Source organism: Solitalea longa (assembly GCF_002920915.1).
In the GTDB taxonomy this organism is placed as follows: Bacteria; Bacteroidota; Bacteroidia; order Sphingobacteriales; family Sphingobacteriaceae; genus Solitalea; species Solitalea longa.
In genome coordinates, this window is sequence record NZ_PQVF01000005.1 from 324,409 (window position 1) to 340,049 (window position 15,641).

Sequence of the window (15,641 nt, forward strand, 5' to 3'; positions counted from 1 at the left end):
AATAAAAAATCCGGTTTCGAAATTTGAAACCGGATTTTTTTATTTGAACCAATCAGAATACATAATGTATCTATTAGGCAAAGAATCTAATAATTCCCTTTGCTGATCAGAAATAGGTTTTATTTTTTTTGCCGGAACACCTGCATATAAATAACCAGGTTCACATACTGTGTTTTCTAATATAATTGCACCAGCTGCAATAATGCAATATTCATTTACAATTGCATTATCCATCACAATTGCGCCCATACCAATTAAAACTCTATCTTTCAACACACAACCATGAACCAATGCATTATGTCCGATATTAACATTGTTTCCAATTACCGTTGGAGCTTTTTGATAAGTACAATGAATTACAGCACCGTCCTGGATATTAGTATTATCACCAATCGTAATAAAATTAACATCTCCCCTTACTACAGCATTAAACCAAATACTGCAATTCTTTCCCATTACAACATCTCCTACGATTGTAGCATTGTCAGCTAAAAAACAATTGTCGCCAAATTGTGGATATTTATCTTCTACCGGTTTTATTAACGCCATAGTTTAAAAAGTAGTATTGTGTAAATTATTGAGATCTTTTTCAGGATAGTCAGTGGTATAATGTAAACCTCTGCTTTCCTTACGATCAATTGCTCCTTTAATCACTAAAAACGAAACTTGTATCAAATTGCGCAATTCACATAGTTTCATTGAAAGCTTAGTATTCTTATAAAATGATTCGGTTTCATTAAACAAAAGTTCAAGCCTACGCTTGGCTCTTTCCAACCTGAAATCAGATCGAACAATACCTACATAATCACTCATTAACCGCTGCATTTCACGAATATTGTGGATAACCAAAATATCCTCGTTTGATTTAACGGTATTTGTATCATTCCATTCAGGAATATCCAATTGAAAATTAACTGATTCGAAATAAGAAATGGCAGATTGATAACTGCGTTCTGCAAAAACCAATGCTTCCAGTAAAGAATTAGAAGCTAAACGGTTTGCACCATGTAGTCCGGTTGAAGAACATTCGCCGCAGGCATATAATCTACGGATGCTTGATTTTCCAAATTCATCCACCAAAATTCCACCACACATATAATGAGCTGCTGGCACTACTGGTATCATATCTTTACTCATATCAATACCTATGCTTAGGCACTTGGCATAAATATTAGGAAAATGTCGAAGCAATTCATCTTTAGCAACATGACGAATATCAAGATAAACAAAATCTTCGCCTGATTTCTTCATTTCAGCATCAATTGCACGGGCAACAATATCACGAGGAGCCAGAGACTTACGTTCATCATACAACTGCATGAATTCCTCTCCTTTTCGGTTCTTCAAAACTCCTCCGGCACCTCGAACTGCTTCAGAAATTAAAAAAGAAGGATACTCTCCAGGATTATACAGAGCAGTTGGATGAAACTGAATAAATTCCATGTTTCTAACTTTTCCTTTAGCTCTGTAAACCATTGCAATTCCATCACCGGTAGCAATAACAGGATTTGTGGTACTTGAATAAATATGGCCGGCACCACCTGATGCCATCAAAGTAATTCTGGATAATATTTTTTCAACCTTATTAGTATTGGTATTAAGAGCATAAATACCATAACAAGTTATATCAGTTGATTTTTTATCGACAACAATACCTAAATGATGTTGAGTTATAAGATCAACAGCAAAGTAATGCGTAAGAATTTCGATGTTAGGATGTTTGTGAATTTGCTCTAATAAGGCGCGTTCAATTTCAAAACCGGTAATATCTTTATAATGTAGAACCCTATGTTCAGAATGTCCACCTTCCTTAGCAAGGTCATAAGTACCGGAACGCGTTTTATCAAAGTTGGTACCATAATCTATTATTTCACTAATTCGCTCAGGTCCTTCTTTTACTACAATTTCAACAATATCTTTATCACATAATCCATCACCAGCTATTAATGTATCCTGAATATGTTTTTGAAAAGAATCGGCTTTATCCACAACTACCGCTATACCACCTTGCGCATATTTGGTATTTGATTCATCTTCGTTTGATTTGGTAACAATGCAAACTGTACCATGCTTGGCCGCTTTAAGAGCAAATGATAAGCCGGCAATACCAGAGCCTATAACTAGGAAATCTACTTTCTTCATCAATTAAATATAAGTATCAGACAATAAGCAGGATATAAAATAGTGGAAAACTTTTTGTCATATTTTTAACAAAATATCACTGTTTTAAACTTCTCTTCTGTTTCTAATGATAATATGTTAATAAGTATGACAAAGATGTTAATTTTGCGTTTGAAAATAGTAAGCAAGTTTTAAAAAGCAGGGAAAACACCTACTTTTAAACATATTGAGATAAAACACTAAGAACAGCATCCTGAGATATCAACATGATATACTACAATTCACAGTCAACAAATAATAAACAGTAAAACTATTAGCTGTAAATATTGGTTTTCATAAAAAACAATATACCAATAACTTGACTTTAAATGAATGTTAGAAGAATGTTAATAACTCTTTAACAACAAAAAACACAACTAAAATTTATAAAACTTATTAACCAAACTAACACTATAATAAGAAGCAACATTTTAAAAATTTTAAATCTTTTATTTTTATTTAGAGTGTTAATTAATCAACAATAAAAAAAATGATGACAGCCGAAGCCCCCGCGGCCCTGCTTGAAAAGGGATATTTGGATTACCATGTGGATCCAACTTTAGATTTGTTTGAGGAAATTGAAAAGCTCAAAAAAGAAAAGAATGCGATTATTCTGGCCCATTATTATCAGGAACCTGATATTCAGGATATAGCTGATTACATTGGCGATAGTTTGGGTTTATCTCAGCAGGCTGCAAAAACAGATGCCGATATTATTGTTTTTGCGGGTGTTCATTTTATGGCCGAAACAGCGAAAATACTTTCTCCACATAAAAAAGTGTTATTACCTGATTTGAAAGCAGGCTGTTCTTTAGCGGATACCTGCCCTGTTGATCAGTTTGCACTTTTTAAACAAAAGCATCCTGATCACACGGTTATCATGTATGTAAACTCAACCGCTGATATTAAAGCGATGAGCGATATCGTATGCACATCCACTAACGCTGTTCAAATTGTGGAGAGTTTGCCGAAAGATGAAAAGATCATCTTCGGACCGGATAAAAACCTTGGTGCTTGGGTAGCTAAGAAAACTGGCAGAGATTTAGTTTTATGGCAAGGCTCATGTATGGTGCATGAAATTTTCTCTTTAGAAAAAATCACGAAATTGAAGAATCGTCATCCTGAAGCTGAATTTATTGCGCACCCTGAATGTGAAGATGCAGTTTTAAAAATCGCCGATTACATTGGATCAACAACCGGTTTATTGAAGTATGCGATAAATAGTCCGAAGAAAGAGTTTATTGTAGCTACCGAATCAGGTATAATTCACCAAATGCAAAAAGCAGCACCTGATAAAGTGTTTATTCCGGCTCCCCCAAATAATTCATGTGCCTGCAATGATTGTCCACATATGAAGTTGAATACTTTAGAAAAGTTATACTTATGTATGAAATATGAATTGCCGGAAGTTACTTTACCAAAAGAACTGATTGAAAAAGCGGTGAAGCCTATTGAGCGAATGCTCGAAATTTCGGCTAAGTATGGTTTATAAAACTTAAAATAAAACAATAATTATAAAAGGTAAGTCACACGACTTACCTTTTGTTTTTATTAACATATTTCTATTTTTAAGAAATTAAAACCAAACAATATACTTTAATGAAAAAGCTATTATGCCTTTTAGGTGCTGGAATTTTATTTGTTTCGTGTAGCAAATTAGAAGAAAGTGATCCTGACCCGTTAACATTACCTGTTCAAAAAAAGGTCAAATTCAACATCTACTCAAGTAAAGATTACAGCAGCACGAATAATGATGGAACAACGGCTTTAATTAAATTGGAAGTTATTAACATAAACCGCACAACGGAGGTTGAAACTAAAATTTGGGACTCGACAATTAATGAGCGTCAGATTAAAATTTATCCTTTAGCAACAGCGCCAATTGTTGTTGAAAAAGTGTTTAATAATATAATTGATAAAGATCAGGCTATTAAATACCGGTATGTGGTTACTATAAAATACAATAACGGTGCTACCAGTTCAAATACCGAACGTTCAGAAGTACTAGATACCGGAAATATTGCAAAGCAATTGGGTATTATTCTGTAATAAGTAATTAAATTAGTTTTTGAAAAGGAACGGTTGATTAATTGTCAATAGTTCCTTTTTTAGTTTTCGACTTAAAAATTAAAAAAATTTTCCCCGCTTCGCGGATTATTAGTTTAGGCATGGACAAAGGATCAATTATCAACACAACTGTTGATTTTGTTAAAAAGGAACTTGAAGGCGTTGAAAGCGGGCATGACTGGTGGCATATTTACCGCGTGTGGAAAAATGCTCAATTAATTCTTGTTGATGAAAAGGCCGATGCGTTAGTAGTTGAACTAGCTGCACTTTTGCACGACATTGCCGATGCCAAATTTCATAATGGTGATGAGGAAATTGGCCCGGCCAAAGCTGAAGAGTTTATGAAAAGTTTACAGATTAATGCAAGTGTTATTGACCATGTAACTAATATAATCAGGCATATATCCTTTAAATCAGGTAACCAGCGGCATATTTTTAGTTCCAAAGAGTTAGACATTGTTCAGGATGCAGACAGACTGGATGCTATTGGAGCGATAGGTGTCGCCAGGGCATTTAATTACGGTGGGTTTAAAAACCGTGCGATCTACGATCCCGAAATAAAGCCTAACCTGGAAATGACAAAAGAAGAATATAAGAAAAGTGAGGCGCCAACTATCAATCATTTTTACGAAAAACTGCTTTTGTTAAAAGACAGGATGAACACGGATGCCGGCCGCAAATTGGCAGAAAAACGCCACGAATATTTGGAACAATTTCTAAATCAGTTTTTTAACGAATGGAATGGCCGTTTATAATTTGGCAGCTATTTTTTATGAAAATTTCCCGCTTCGCGGACAAAACAATATGGTTTCTTTCGTGTCATAGTAATTACACTATTACATTTTTAATATGAAAATTATCATTGTTGGCGCCACCGGAACAATTGGAAAAGTTGTATCTGCCGAATTGAAAAAGCGCCACGAAATTGTCATCGTGGGATCAAAATCAGGAGATGTTCAGGTTGACATAAATTCAAAAGCATCTATCGAAAAATTATTTGAAACAGTTGGAAACTTTGATGCATTAGTTAGCACCACGGGTTCGGCATTTTTTGGGCCTTTCTCCGAACTTACAGAAGAACGAATGTATGAGGGAATTAGAAGTAAACTTATGGGACAGGTTAATTTGGTGCTGGAAGGAAGGAAGTATATCAAACCCAATGGTTCTTTTACCTTAACAAGCGGAATTTTAGCTGAAGAGCCTATTAAAATGGGGGCTGCTTTAAGTATGGTGAACGGAGCAATTAATTCCTTTGTTATCGGCTCTTCTGTTGAGTTGGAAAACCAGGTAAGGATTAACGCAGTTAGTCCTGGCGTTGTTGAAGATTCCCGTGACTTTTACGGTCCGTATTTTCCCGGCCATATTCCGGTGCCGATGGAAAAAGTGGTAGCTGCTTATGTTAAAAGTATTGAAGGAGCAATAAACGGACAGATTATTAAAGTTTATTAATGACTTTAGCCGATAAAATATTGGCATTCAACCATACATTGCATTTGGAGGAAGCCCATCTTCCTCCAAGTGTTCAGGTCTTATATCCCTACATAAATTTAAATTCACCCATAATTGATAGTATAACCCGGCAATTTTATAACAAGTATTATGCTGATGATTTTCAAAGACGAATGATCATCGGTATTAATCCGGGAAGGCACGGTGCCGGTTTAACAGGAATACCGTTTACTGATACTAAAAGGCTGGAAGAGTGTTGTGGAATAACTGTTGATAATTTTCAGTGTCATGAACCCTCTTCCGTTTTTGTTTATCGCATGATCGCCGCCTTCGGCGGAGTAAAAGAGTTTTACCAACAGTATTATTTCACTTCAGTTTGTCCGCTTGGTTTTGTTAAGGTTCAGCCGAATGGAAAAGAACTGAATTATAATTATTATGATGATAAAGCTTTTTTCCAACGGATAAAACCTTTCATTGTGGAAAAGCTTCAGGAACAATTGTCATGGGGTTTTGATAGAAACAAGGCTTTTTGTTTAGGCACCGGGAAAAACTTTGAATTTGTAAATCAACTGAATAATGAGTTTCATTTTTTTGATGAGTTGATTCCTTTAGAACATCCTCGTTATGTGGTACAGTATAAATGGAAAGAACTTGATAATTATGTGCAAAAATTTGTGAACCTGCTTAAATGAAAATGGTATCTTTTTAAAGTTTTACAAATACCAGAAACATGGCACAATTGAAAAGGCTGTTAGATAATTACAGCAACATCATTTTTTTGCTGGGAGGAATTTTACTTGGCAGTATTGCGGGTTTAATTTTTGGTAAAGAAATAGCAGTGATTAAACCCATTGGCGATATTTTTCTGAACTTATTATTCACGGCCATAATTCCCTTAATCTTTTTTGCCATTGCCACATCGGTAGCCAATATTGAACAAATGGGTTCATTTGGTAAAGTATTACGATCAATGCTATTGGTGTTTTTGTTCACCACCCTTCTTTCGGCTTTTCTAATGATTTTGGTGGTTGGTGTTTTTCCAATAGACGATCAGTTCAAATTGAGCATCCCTGAAAATGCAAATTCCAAAGTAAGCGGCTTTGGTGAGCAAATCACCACGTTATTAACTACCAGTGATTTTTCTCAATTGCTAACCAGGCAAAGCATGTTAGCCTTGATCATCTTTTCTATTTTGGTTGGAACGGCAACTTTACAAGCAGGAAAATCGGGAGAAGCCTTTAAACAGTTTTTGAATTCGGGGAATGAGGTGTTCAAAAGGCTTATTTCATTAATTATGAAAGCAGCGCCATTGGGTCTTGGTGCTTATTTTGGTTATTTGATTGGTGTTTTCGGCCCGGAACTGTTCGGATCTTATGCACATTCATTGGGCTTATACTATGGATTTTGCACCGTTTATTTTTTCGTCATGTTTTCGGTTTATGCCTTTATGGCTGGGGGTATAAAGGCCATTCCGATTTATTGGAAAAACAATGTTGTCCCGTCGTTAACGGCGCTCGGCACATGTAGCAGTGTAGCCACCATTCCGGTAAATATGCAAGCTGCTGAAAAAATGGGCGTGTCCAAACCAATAAGTGATATTACAATTCCATTGGGCGCATCTTTGCATAAAGACGGTTCAAGTATTGGCGGGGTTATAAAAGTCGCTATGGTCTTCGCTATTTTTAACAAATCATGGAATGGTATGGATACGATGTTGATAATTTTAGGGATTGCGTTAATGACCAGCATTGTTGAGGGTGGAATTCCAAACGGAGGCTACATTGGCGAATTGTTCATAGTTACCGCATTCCATTTACCGATCGAGGCTTTATCAGTTTTAATGGTTATTTCAACATTGATTGATCCGATGGCTACTTTGTTGAATGCAACCGGCGATACAGTGGCCGCAATGATGATTTCCAGATTATCCGAAGGCAAAAATTGGATGAGCCGACAAATTCAAATCAACTAGCTTTTTAGATGAAGAAGATAATACCCTTAGTTTTTTGGTCGATCATTGGTTTAACGATGCAAGTAAAAGCACAAAAAATTGATTTAACAAAGCAATTTAATACAAGGCAAATTTTAGTTGTAACGGCTGCTAATTGGGATACCGTTGATGCTAAGTTAAACGTGTTTGAATGGAACAATAAAAGCTGGCAATTGAAATTTGCAGATATTCCCGTAACATTAGGTCGAACAGGTTTGGCTTGGGGCAAGGGACTACAAAAAGACGAACTGAATGTTGGGGAACAAAAAAAAGAAGGCGACGGGAAATCGCCTGCCGGAATTTTTAGTTTGGGGGGCTTATTTGGTTACGAAGATATTTCAGCCAAAATGCAATTTCTGAAAGTTACTCCTTCCACTTTTTGTGTCGACGATCAAACTTCAGCTTACTATAATCAAATTACAGATACTACTAAAACCCAAAAAACATGGAATTCGGCAGAGGAAATGCGTCGAAATGATGATCTGTACAAATATGGTGTTTTTGTAAACTATAATACGGAGCCGATAGTTGCAGGCGCAGGCTCCTGTATTTTTATGCACATTTGGCGAGGCGCCGGCCGGCCTACGGCCGGTTGTACAGCAATGACAGAAGAAAATATGCTGAAGCTCTTTTCAATCCTCGATGCAGAGAAAAAACCATTGCTGATTCAAATGCCCCGAAATGAATATGAAAAACTAAGGAATAGCTATCAATTGCCCGACCTGCACTGATTAATTCTGCATCTTTTCTACCTTTGCAAATTAATTTATCAGATGCTAGTTTCTTAAAATAACTAGAACTGATTACTAATAACTAAACAATGAGCGATCTTTTTGAAAATACAGAGCGAACCGAATTATCACAAATGGGTGAATTTGGTTTGATAGATCATTTGACACAAAATGTAAAACTATATAATTCGTCAACCTTAAAAGGCATTGGCGATGATGCTGCCGTGGTAAGTCATGGCGATAAAAAAACGCTTATTTCAACCGATTTGCTAATTGAAGGAATTCATTTCGATTTAATGTATGTTCCTTTAAAGCATTTGGGGTACAAAGCCATCATGGTAAACCTTTCAGATATCTGTGCAATGAATGGCTCTCCTACCCAGGTAACTGTTTCAATTGCGGCTTCAAGCAGATTTTCGTTGGAGGCTCTGGAGGATTTATATGCCGGAATGTTGCTGGCTTGTGATAAGTGGAAAGTGGATTTGATTGGTGGCGATACCAGTTCTTCACAAAAAGGACTGATCATTAGCATTACAGTTCTGGGTGAAGCAAATGAAAAAGATATCGTTTATCGCAGTGGAGCAAAGAAAGGGGATTTGATTTGTGTTTCTGGCGATTTAGGCGGAGCATATATGGGATTGCAAATGTTGGAGCGTGAAAAGGCTGTTTTCTTGCAAACACCAAACATCCAACCGCAGCTGGAAGGGAAAGATTACATCCTGGAACGACAGCTTAAACCGGATGCACGAATGGATATTGTTGAGATGCTGAAGGCCCTAAGCATTACGCCTACTGCCATGATCGATATTTCTGACGGACTGGCTTCGGAACTTCTTCATATTTCAAAACAATCGAAAGTGGGTGTGAAACTATATGAAGAAAAAATTCCAATTGATCCTTTAACATACGATACGGCTAGAGAGTTCAATCTTGATCCTACTGTTTGTGCTTTAAGCGGTGGAGAAGATTATGAGTTGTTATTTACTATTCCACAATCGGATTATGATAAGATAAAAGGCCAGCCGGATATTTCTATTATTGGTCATATAACCGATGAAAGCGAAGGCAATTACATTGTCAGCAAATCAGGTAATGTTTACGAAATTACAGCCCAGGGCTGGAACGCGTTTAAACAAGCGTAAGCGAATAAATCTTTAAATAACGGCTGTCCAAAAAGTCTTGACCTAGTCATCCTGAGGGAAGTCGAAGGGTGCGAAATTAACAAATTCAAATGTTTCGACTACGCTCAACATGACTGTATTTGTTAGTTTGACTTTTTGAACAGCCGTTTTAATTTTGCCCTGACTAATACGGCTAGTGTTTTTCTCCTTAAAAATTCTTAAGTTAAAACATCAATCGCCTTCATAGAACCACTTCGATATTACCTAACTTATAAACGGCGGTTGTAAGCTTTGCTTATCAATTCCGATTATGCGCTCTCTCTTTTTTCTATGTTTCTTTCTTTTGTTTTCAACAACTGTTTTTTCACAAAAAACAGACAAGATCCTTTTAGAAAACGGCGACATGTTAACCGGTGAAATTAAAAGCATGCAGTTTGCCATGCTCACTTTTAAAACCGATGCAATGAGTACCATAAACGTAAAATGGGAACAGGTGGTTTGGCTGCAATCGTATAAGACATGCGAAGTTAAATTCCGATGGGGTGAGTTAAAAGTGGGTCGGCTCGATTCGGTGATTTATAATGATAAAATGGCCAACTTGAACAATGTGGTGGAGATAACACCTATTAAAGATCGGTTTTGGAAACGAATTGATGGAAATATTGATGCAGGGTTTAATTACACCCATTCGAGTAAAGTGGGCCAGTTTAATATGGGTGGTATGGCTGATTATCGAATGCCTAAGTTCGAAACGATTTTAAAGGCCAGCTCTATTATCAGCAGTCAACCCGCCGACACCAGCCAACCACTAACGAAAAAACAAGATGCCTCCCTTCAATTTATCAGGCTGCTAAAAAACAATTACAGTGTAGAGGTAAAACTTTATTGGCAACAAAATACGGCACTGGGTTTGAAAAGTCGTGTTTCAATGCAGCTTGGCGGAGGCAAAGATTTAATTTACAACAATCACAATCGCCTTGGAGCAGGTGGGGGTATTGCCGGCAACAGGGAGCAGTCGGATGATGTTCAGGATTCAAAGTTTAACATGGAGGCCTTTGCCGGATTGGCATTTAAGAAGTTCCATTATTCGTCCCCCAAAATAAACATTGATGCGCAGTTGGTAGGTTTTGCTGGCTTAACCGAAGTTGGACGTTTCAGAACCGAAGCCAATATTACTGCCAAAGTGGAGATCTTCACCGACTTTTTTATCGGACTAACATTTTATGACAACTTCGATAACAGGCCTTTGTCCGGCGCAACCGGAAAAAATGATTTTGGCATCATCACTTTGCTGAGCTATTCATTCTAAATAACTTTTTTTGTTTTCGGTAGTATAAGAGATAATATTCAGAAGACTAAAAAATGAATCTTATCAAAACAACACTACTGCTTTTTGCCTGTTCTGCCATTTTTATCTCTTGTTCAAAATCTGATGAAGAGCCTTCATCAAAGGCCAGGTTGATTTTCAAATTTAAATTTGATCCAACCCAGGTTCGGTTAAATAACATAGGTCAAGCTTCAACAATTCCTGCTGGAAATGCTGCACAATCACCAACGTTTAACCTGATGAGTTCTCATTATATTGAATTGGCGCCAAATGCCTTAACTCAGCTGGGTGCTGGAACCGTTTTGTTTCATGCTGCCGAAACCACTACAGGGGGCGCCAACGCTATTGATTTTTCAAAGAATAAAGCGGTTGGAAATGGCGAGGAGTTTTTCAGTATGCCATTGAAGGATATTAAGCCGGGTTCGTACGAGTGGTTAAGGGTTAGTTTGGCCTATCAAAATTATGATATAGCGATAAAAGCTAAAAATCCTCTAGATCAATCAACGACCATTAGCGCAACCGGTACTTTGGCTTCGTTCATAGGGTTTAATACGTATATAAATTCATTTACTATTAAGAACACCTCAATGACGGTAAATGCTAATAAGGCGCAGGGCTTTTGGGCATTTGAAGTGCTTGGTAAAAACTTTTCGGGTGATGCGGCGAAAACAACGGTTGTAAATCCAATTAGCAGCACTTCCCCTATTCCTGCGGGAAGTTGTGTGGTGACTGGTGCGTTTAATAATAAACTTACCATTACTGGAAATGAAACGAAAGACATTGTTATTGAAGTGTCCTTGTCAACAAATAATAGTTTCGAATGGAAAGAAGTAATAGCTGATGGCTCTTTTCAACCAGATGCCGGAGAAACCGTGCAAGATATGGGCGTGCGGGGAATGATTCCAACAGTTAAATAGTTAGCGGCAAGTTTAATTCACCGAAGTAAATCTATTTTTGCCCTATGACTCGACTTTATCTTATATCCGTCCTGTGTCTGATAACAAACTTTTGCTTCGGACAAACTCAACTTGAAATGAATGAGAAAGCTGCCAAGGAATATCAAAAGACGGATAAAGAACTAAACACGGTATATCAAAAAGTTCTTAAGGAATACAGCGCAGACACAGCTTTTGTTAAGAATTTAAAAATTGCACAACGAATTTGGATACAATTTCGGGATGCTGAAATGCTCGCTAAATATCCAAACCGGGAGGACGGTTATTATGGTAGCATGCAGCCAATATGTTGGTTTGCGTACAAAACAGAATTAACTCTTGATCGCATAAAGAAATTAAAAGTTTGGCTTGCAGGAACTGAGGATGGTGATGGCTGCTCGGGTTCTGTAAAAATCAAAAACTAACAAGAAAAACTTGTTGTTAATACCTCACCTCATGTGGGTTTAAGCTGATGCTGTTTTCATTCGTTTTTGAAAAGAAGTCGATTTTCAAAAAAATTTTCGGGGCCTTTGGCCCCTTTTTTTATTTTCAGAAACGAATAATATCGGCATCAGGCGGAGTATAACCTAATATGCGCCCCATTGACATAATTTGTCCTTTGTGATGGAACTCATGCGTGGTAACGTGGGTGAAAAGTTCGGTCACGGATAAATTAAGATCAACACCATGCTTTAAACCAGAAATTAGGGTATCAGAATCGGAGAAAGAAGTTAGGAATACAGTAACCGCTTGGTTTGCCCTCTCAAACTGCTTAATAATATCCTCCAGTCCATTTACTTCTTCAGGTGAAGGGAAGTATTCATCTTTCTGTAATGAGAACTTTGAGAGCCATGAAATGTAGGTATTGCTTATATGAAGCAAAGTAGCCTTTATTGTTCCTTGTCCGAAGTTAGGGACGGCATTGTTTAAATGCTCAGGGCTCATTTGTGCACAATAATTAAGCACAACACCCCGGCTACCTTTAACTAGTTCATATTGCTTGCTGAAAATATCCATGATCTAATTTATAAAGCGAGGGGCAAATTTTCGTAAATTTCTATAACCAATTTACGCACTATGGAACAGCAAACAGCTATCGATCCTGCTCGCATTATGCAGGTAGGAATGGGTTTTTGGGCCTCCAAAACACTTTTAACAGCGGTAAAGCTAAACTTGTTCACACTTTTAGGAAAAGGGCAGCAAAGCACAAAGCAAATCAAAAATCAACTGGGCTTGCAAACTACCGACAGGCATGTTTCCGATTGGTTGGATACCTTGGTTTCCTTAGGATTTTTAAACCGGGAAGGAATCTTTGATTCTGCCAACTACAGCAATACACCTGATACCGACTTGTTTTTGGATAAAAATAAGCCCTCTTACATAGGCGGCATTTTGCAAATGGCTAATAACCGCAGTTATAATATTTGGAGCAACCTTGAAACCGCGTTGAAAACCGGGAAACCTCAAAATGAAGCTAGTGCAGGGAATATGGAGCTTTTTCAGGTTTTATATCAAGACCCTCAAAAACTTCAGGAATTTATGGATGCCATGAGTGGTATTCAGAGCGGCAACTTTAGGGCTTTGGTTAATAAGTTCGATTTTGATCGCTATAAAACCATGGCAGATTTAGGCGGTGCTGATGCCTGGCTAAGTATCCAGGTTTGTTTGAAACATCCCAACATTCAATGCATAAACTTTGATTTGGGACCAGTAGAACCTTTGGCCAATAAGAAAATTGCCCAGTTTAATTTGCAAGAGCGCATTACTCACCTTACGGGTGATTTTATGAAAGATGAGTTACCAGATGCTGAAGTTTATACCATGGGAAACATTTTGCATGGCATGGACGAATCAATCAAGCAGCAGTTAATTAATAAAATTTATGAAAAGCTGCCGGACAAGGGCGTTTTTATCGCTATCGAAAATATTATTGATAACGAAAGGCGGCAAAATACTTTTGGCTTACTGATGAGCCTGAACATGTTGCTCGAAAACGGAGACGGCTTTGATTATTCTTTCGTTGATTTTGAAAAATGGGCCACCAAGGCTGGCTTCAAAAAAGTGGAGATTATGCCATTGACTGGACCGTGTAGTGCCGCGATTGCTTATAAGTAAAATTTCCCACAGTAAGAACGGGGGCAGCCATTTTTTCATTAATCAAAGTACAGTCACCCTGATTTCTATGACAAAAGCAAATCAGTTTAAGCATGATCCTTTCTGCTGTTAATTCCTGAGTTAATTATGGTCACCCTGAACGAAGTCGAAGTTACCGTCACCCTGAGCGAAGTCGAAGGGTGTTTCGACTTCGCTCAACATGACCCAAAAACAGTGATTGTCTCTTCATTTATTAAATAGGTTTTACATCTACTCATCCATCCTCACAATCTTTGGATAAAACAATCCAATGGTTTCTACCAAATCAGTTTGGGCTTTCATTACCTCATTAATGTCTTTGTAGGCATGCGGACTTTCATCCAAACCACCACCAATAAGGGTAATTCCTTCGCTGTTGAGTATTTTAGTTAATTCATGACGGGTAATGGAGTTGGCCGCTTGCGTTCTTGATAAACGCCTGCCGGCACCATGTGAAGCCGAATTAATAGAAGACTCCTCTCCTTTTCCGCGCACAATAAATCCAGGTGCGGTCATCGAACCGGGAATAATACCTAACACATTTTTACCCGCCGGAGTTGCACCTTTACGATGGGTAATTACCTCTTTTCCATTCCAGATCTCTTTCCAGGCGAAGTTGTGATGGTTCTCCACCATTGCCAGCGGTTTTTCACCTAATGCTTTCGCCAGCTTTTCGTGAATTCGATGATGACAAGCCGAAGCATAATCGCCGGCCAAATTCATAGCGATCCAGTATTCCTGTCCTTCCTGCGTGTTCAGGTCGAGCCAGGCTAAATGTTTCGCTTCTTTCGGCAGCACACATTTTTGCATAGCCACCTTGGTATAGTGGTTAGCAATGGTTGCTCCCAATCCCCTGGATCCAGAGTGCGAAAGCACCGACAAATACTTGCCGACAGGAACATTCAACTCATTGTTAGGGTCGGTAATTTCAACAATACCGAATTCCACAAAGTGATTTCCCGAACCTGATGAACCCAATTGTTTGGCGGCTTTCATCTGCAGCGATTTCAATAGCGGATTTTCGTTAAAAGCGGTATTGTCTAACACATCGTGGTTCTCAATTTTCGAAAACTCACGACCGGCACCAAACAAGGTATTTTTGGTAAGCAGCACTTCCAGCTCTTGTTTACGGGTGTTCACCATTTTTTCTGGAAGATCATAAATGCTTAAGCACATACGGCAGCCAATATCAACACCCACTCCGTAAGGAATCACCGCATTGTCGGTAGCCAGCACGCCGCCAATTGGCAAACCATAACCCTGGTGCGCATCAGGCATCAAAGCGCTGGCAACCGAAATCGGCAAACGCGCTGCAATTTCCATTTGATTAATGGCGCCTTGTTCTATCTGATCTGGCCCATAGGTAGTGTAAGGTATTTTTTCATCGCGCAGATCCTGGATAGAATTATCGCGCAGTGATTTTAGTTTTTCCAACAAATCCGCCGAAACCTCTGTATGTCCCGTTGATGATTTTTTTAGCTGATGCTGATGAAACTCAACCAGAGCCGCTGCCGTTTTGGCAAAACGTTCATCTTCCAAATAATCGAAAGGGTTTTCAACAACCGGCTTTAATAGATCAAGCACCAGGTAATGCGACACTTTTTTGAAATGCTTTGGCAAATCATTGATCGCAATGCTTATGGCTCTGTCTTCCGGAAACCCTATCGAACGTAAATCTTTTCCGGTTAATCGTAGTTTTGACATGGTATTTAGAGAGCTCGTTATTTA

16 protein-coding genes are annotated in these 15,641 nt (G+C 38.1%); 12 read left to right on the forward strand and 4 right to left on the reverse strand.

Annotation, left to right across the window (positions count from 1 at the left end):
• Window positions 1-39: 39 nt before the first annotated feature.
• Window positions 40-549 (reverse strand): gamma carbonic anhydrase family protein, encoded by a 510-nt coding sequence (locus tag C3K47_RS08865; RefSeq protein WP_103788767.1) that lies wholly within the window; start codon window positions 547-549, stop codon window positions 40-42.
• 3 nt (window positions 550-552) lie between these two features.
• The gene (nadB, locus tag C3K47_RS08870) at window positions 553-2,142 is read right to left on the reverse strand and encodes an L-aspartate oxidase (protein ID WP_103788768.1); all 1,590 of its coding nucleotides are present in this window, start codon (window positions 2,140-2,142) and stop codon (window positions 553-555) included.
• Window positions 2,143-2,650: 508 nt separating this feature from the next.
• Here nadB and nadA point away from each other — a divergent pair.
• The 11 genes from nadA (at window position 2,651) to C3K47_RS08925 (ending at window position 12,205) form a co-directional block, all read left to right on the forward strand.
• Window positions 2,651-3,652: a quinolinate synthase NadA gene (nadA, locus tag C3K47_RS08875; RefSeq protein WP_394341681.1), complete on the forward strand. Its 1,002-nt coding sequence runs from the start codon at window positions 2,651-2,653 to the stop codon at window positions 3,650-3,652.
• A gap of 107 nt (window positions 3,653-3,759) precedes the next feature.
• On the forward strand, window positions 3,760-4,209 hold the full coding sequence (locus tag C3K47_RS08880; protein WP_103788770.1) for a hypothetical protein: 450 nt from the start codon (window positions 3,760-3,762) through the stop codon (window positions 4,207-4,209).
• 119 nt (window positions 4,210-4,328) lie between these two features.
• Window positions 4,329-4,982, forward strand: a complete 654-nt coding sequence (locus C3K47_RS08885; protein ID WP_103788823.1) for an HD domain-containing protein — start codon at window positions 4,329-4,331, stop codon at window positions 4,980-4,982.
• 94 nt (window positions 4,983-5,076) lie between these two features.
• Entirely contained in the window at window positions 5,077-5,676 is a 600-nt protein-coding gene (locus C3K47_RS08890; protein ID WP_103788771.1) for a short chain dehydrogenase, read from the forward strand.
• Window positions 5,676-6,368 (forward strand): uracil-DNA glycosylase family protein, encoded by a 693-nt coding sequence (locus C3K47_RS08895; RefSeq protein ID WP_103788772.1) that lies wholly within the window; start codon window positions 5,676-5,678, stop codon window positions 6,366-6,368. Before C3K47_RS08890 ends, C3K47_RS08895 begins: the two co-directional genes overlap by 1 nt.
• A 38-nt stretch (window positions 6,369-6,406) precedes the next feature.
• Window positions 6,407-7,648 carry a dicarboxylate/amino acid:cation symporter gene (locus C3K47_RS08900; protein ID WP_103788773.1) on the forward strand — a complete coding sequence of 414 codons (1,242 nt, stop codon included), beginning with the start codon at window positions 6,407-6,409 and terminating at the stop codon, window positions 7,646-7,648.
• A gap of 8 nt (window positions 7,649-7,656) precedes the next feature.
• Complete coding sequence (locus C3K47_RS08905) at window positions 7,657-8,397, forward strand: L,D-transpeptidase family protein (protein ID WP_103788774.1); 741 nt, start codon at window positions 7,657-7,659, stop codon at window positions 8,395-8,397.
• Between the two features lie 89 nt (window positions 8,398-8,486).
• Window positions 8,487-9,539 carry a thiamine-phosphate kinase gene (gene thiL / locus C3K47_RS08910; RefSeq protein ID WP_103788775.1) on the forward strand — a complete coding sequence of 351 codons (1,053 nt, stop codon included), beginning with the start codon at window positions 8,487-8,489 and terminating at the stop codon, window positions 9,537-9,539.
• A 289-nt stretch (window positions 9,540-9,828) separates the two neighbouring features.
• A complete protein-coding gene (locus C3K47_RS08915) occupies window positions 9,829-10,827 on the forward strand; it encodes a DUF481 domain-containing protein (RefSeq protein WP_103788776.1) in 999 nt (332 codons plus the stop codon).
• A gap of 53 nt (window positions 10,828-10,880) precedes the next feature.
• Window positions 10,881-11,762 (forward strand): hypothetical protein, encoded by an 882-nt coding sequence (locus tag C3K47_RS08920; protein ID WP_207765263.1) that lies wholly within the window; start codon window positions 10,881-10,883, stop codon window positions 11,760-11,762.
• A gap of 44 nt (window positions 11,763-11,806) precedes the next feature.
• Entirely contained in the window at window positions 11,807-12,205 is a 399-nt protein-coding gene (locus tag C3K47_RS08925; protein WP_103788777.1) for a lysozyme inhibitor LprI family protein, read from the forward strand.
• Between the two features lie 124 nt (window positions 12,206-12,329).
• On the opposite strand, the gene C3K47_RS08930 is transcribed toward C3K47_RS08925, so the two are convergent.
• Window positions 12,330-12,797 carry a DinB family protein gene (locus C3K47_RS08930; protein ID WP_103788778.1) on the reverse strand — a complete coding sequence of 156 codons (468 nt, stop codon included), beginning with the start codon at window positions 12,795-12,797 and terminating at the stop codon, window positions 12,330-12,332.
• Window positions 12,798-12,857: 60 nt separating this feature from the next.
• Between C3K47_RS08930 and C3K47_RS08935 the strand changes: the two genes are divergently transcribed.
• Window positions 12,858-13,895, forward strand: coding sequence for a methyltransferase (locus C3K47_RS08935; protein ID WP_103788779.1), 1,038 nt, complete (start codon window positions 12,858-12,860; stop codon window positions 13,893-13,895).
• A 249-nt stretch (window positions 13,896-14,144) separates the two neighbouring features.
• On the opposite strand, the gene C3K47_RS08940 is transcribed toward C3K47_RS08935, so the two are convergent.
• A complete protein-coding gene (locus C3K47_RS08940) occupies window positions 14,145-15,617 on the reverse strand; it encodes an RtcB family protein (protein ID WP_103788780.1) in 1,473 nt (490 codons plus the stop codon).
• Window positions 15,618-15,641: the final 24 nt, after the last annotated feature.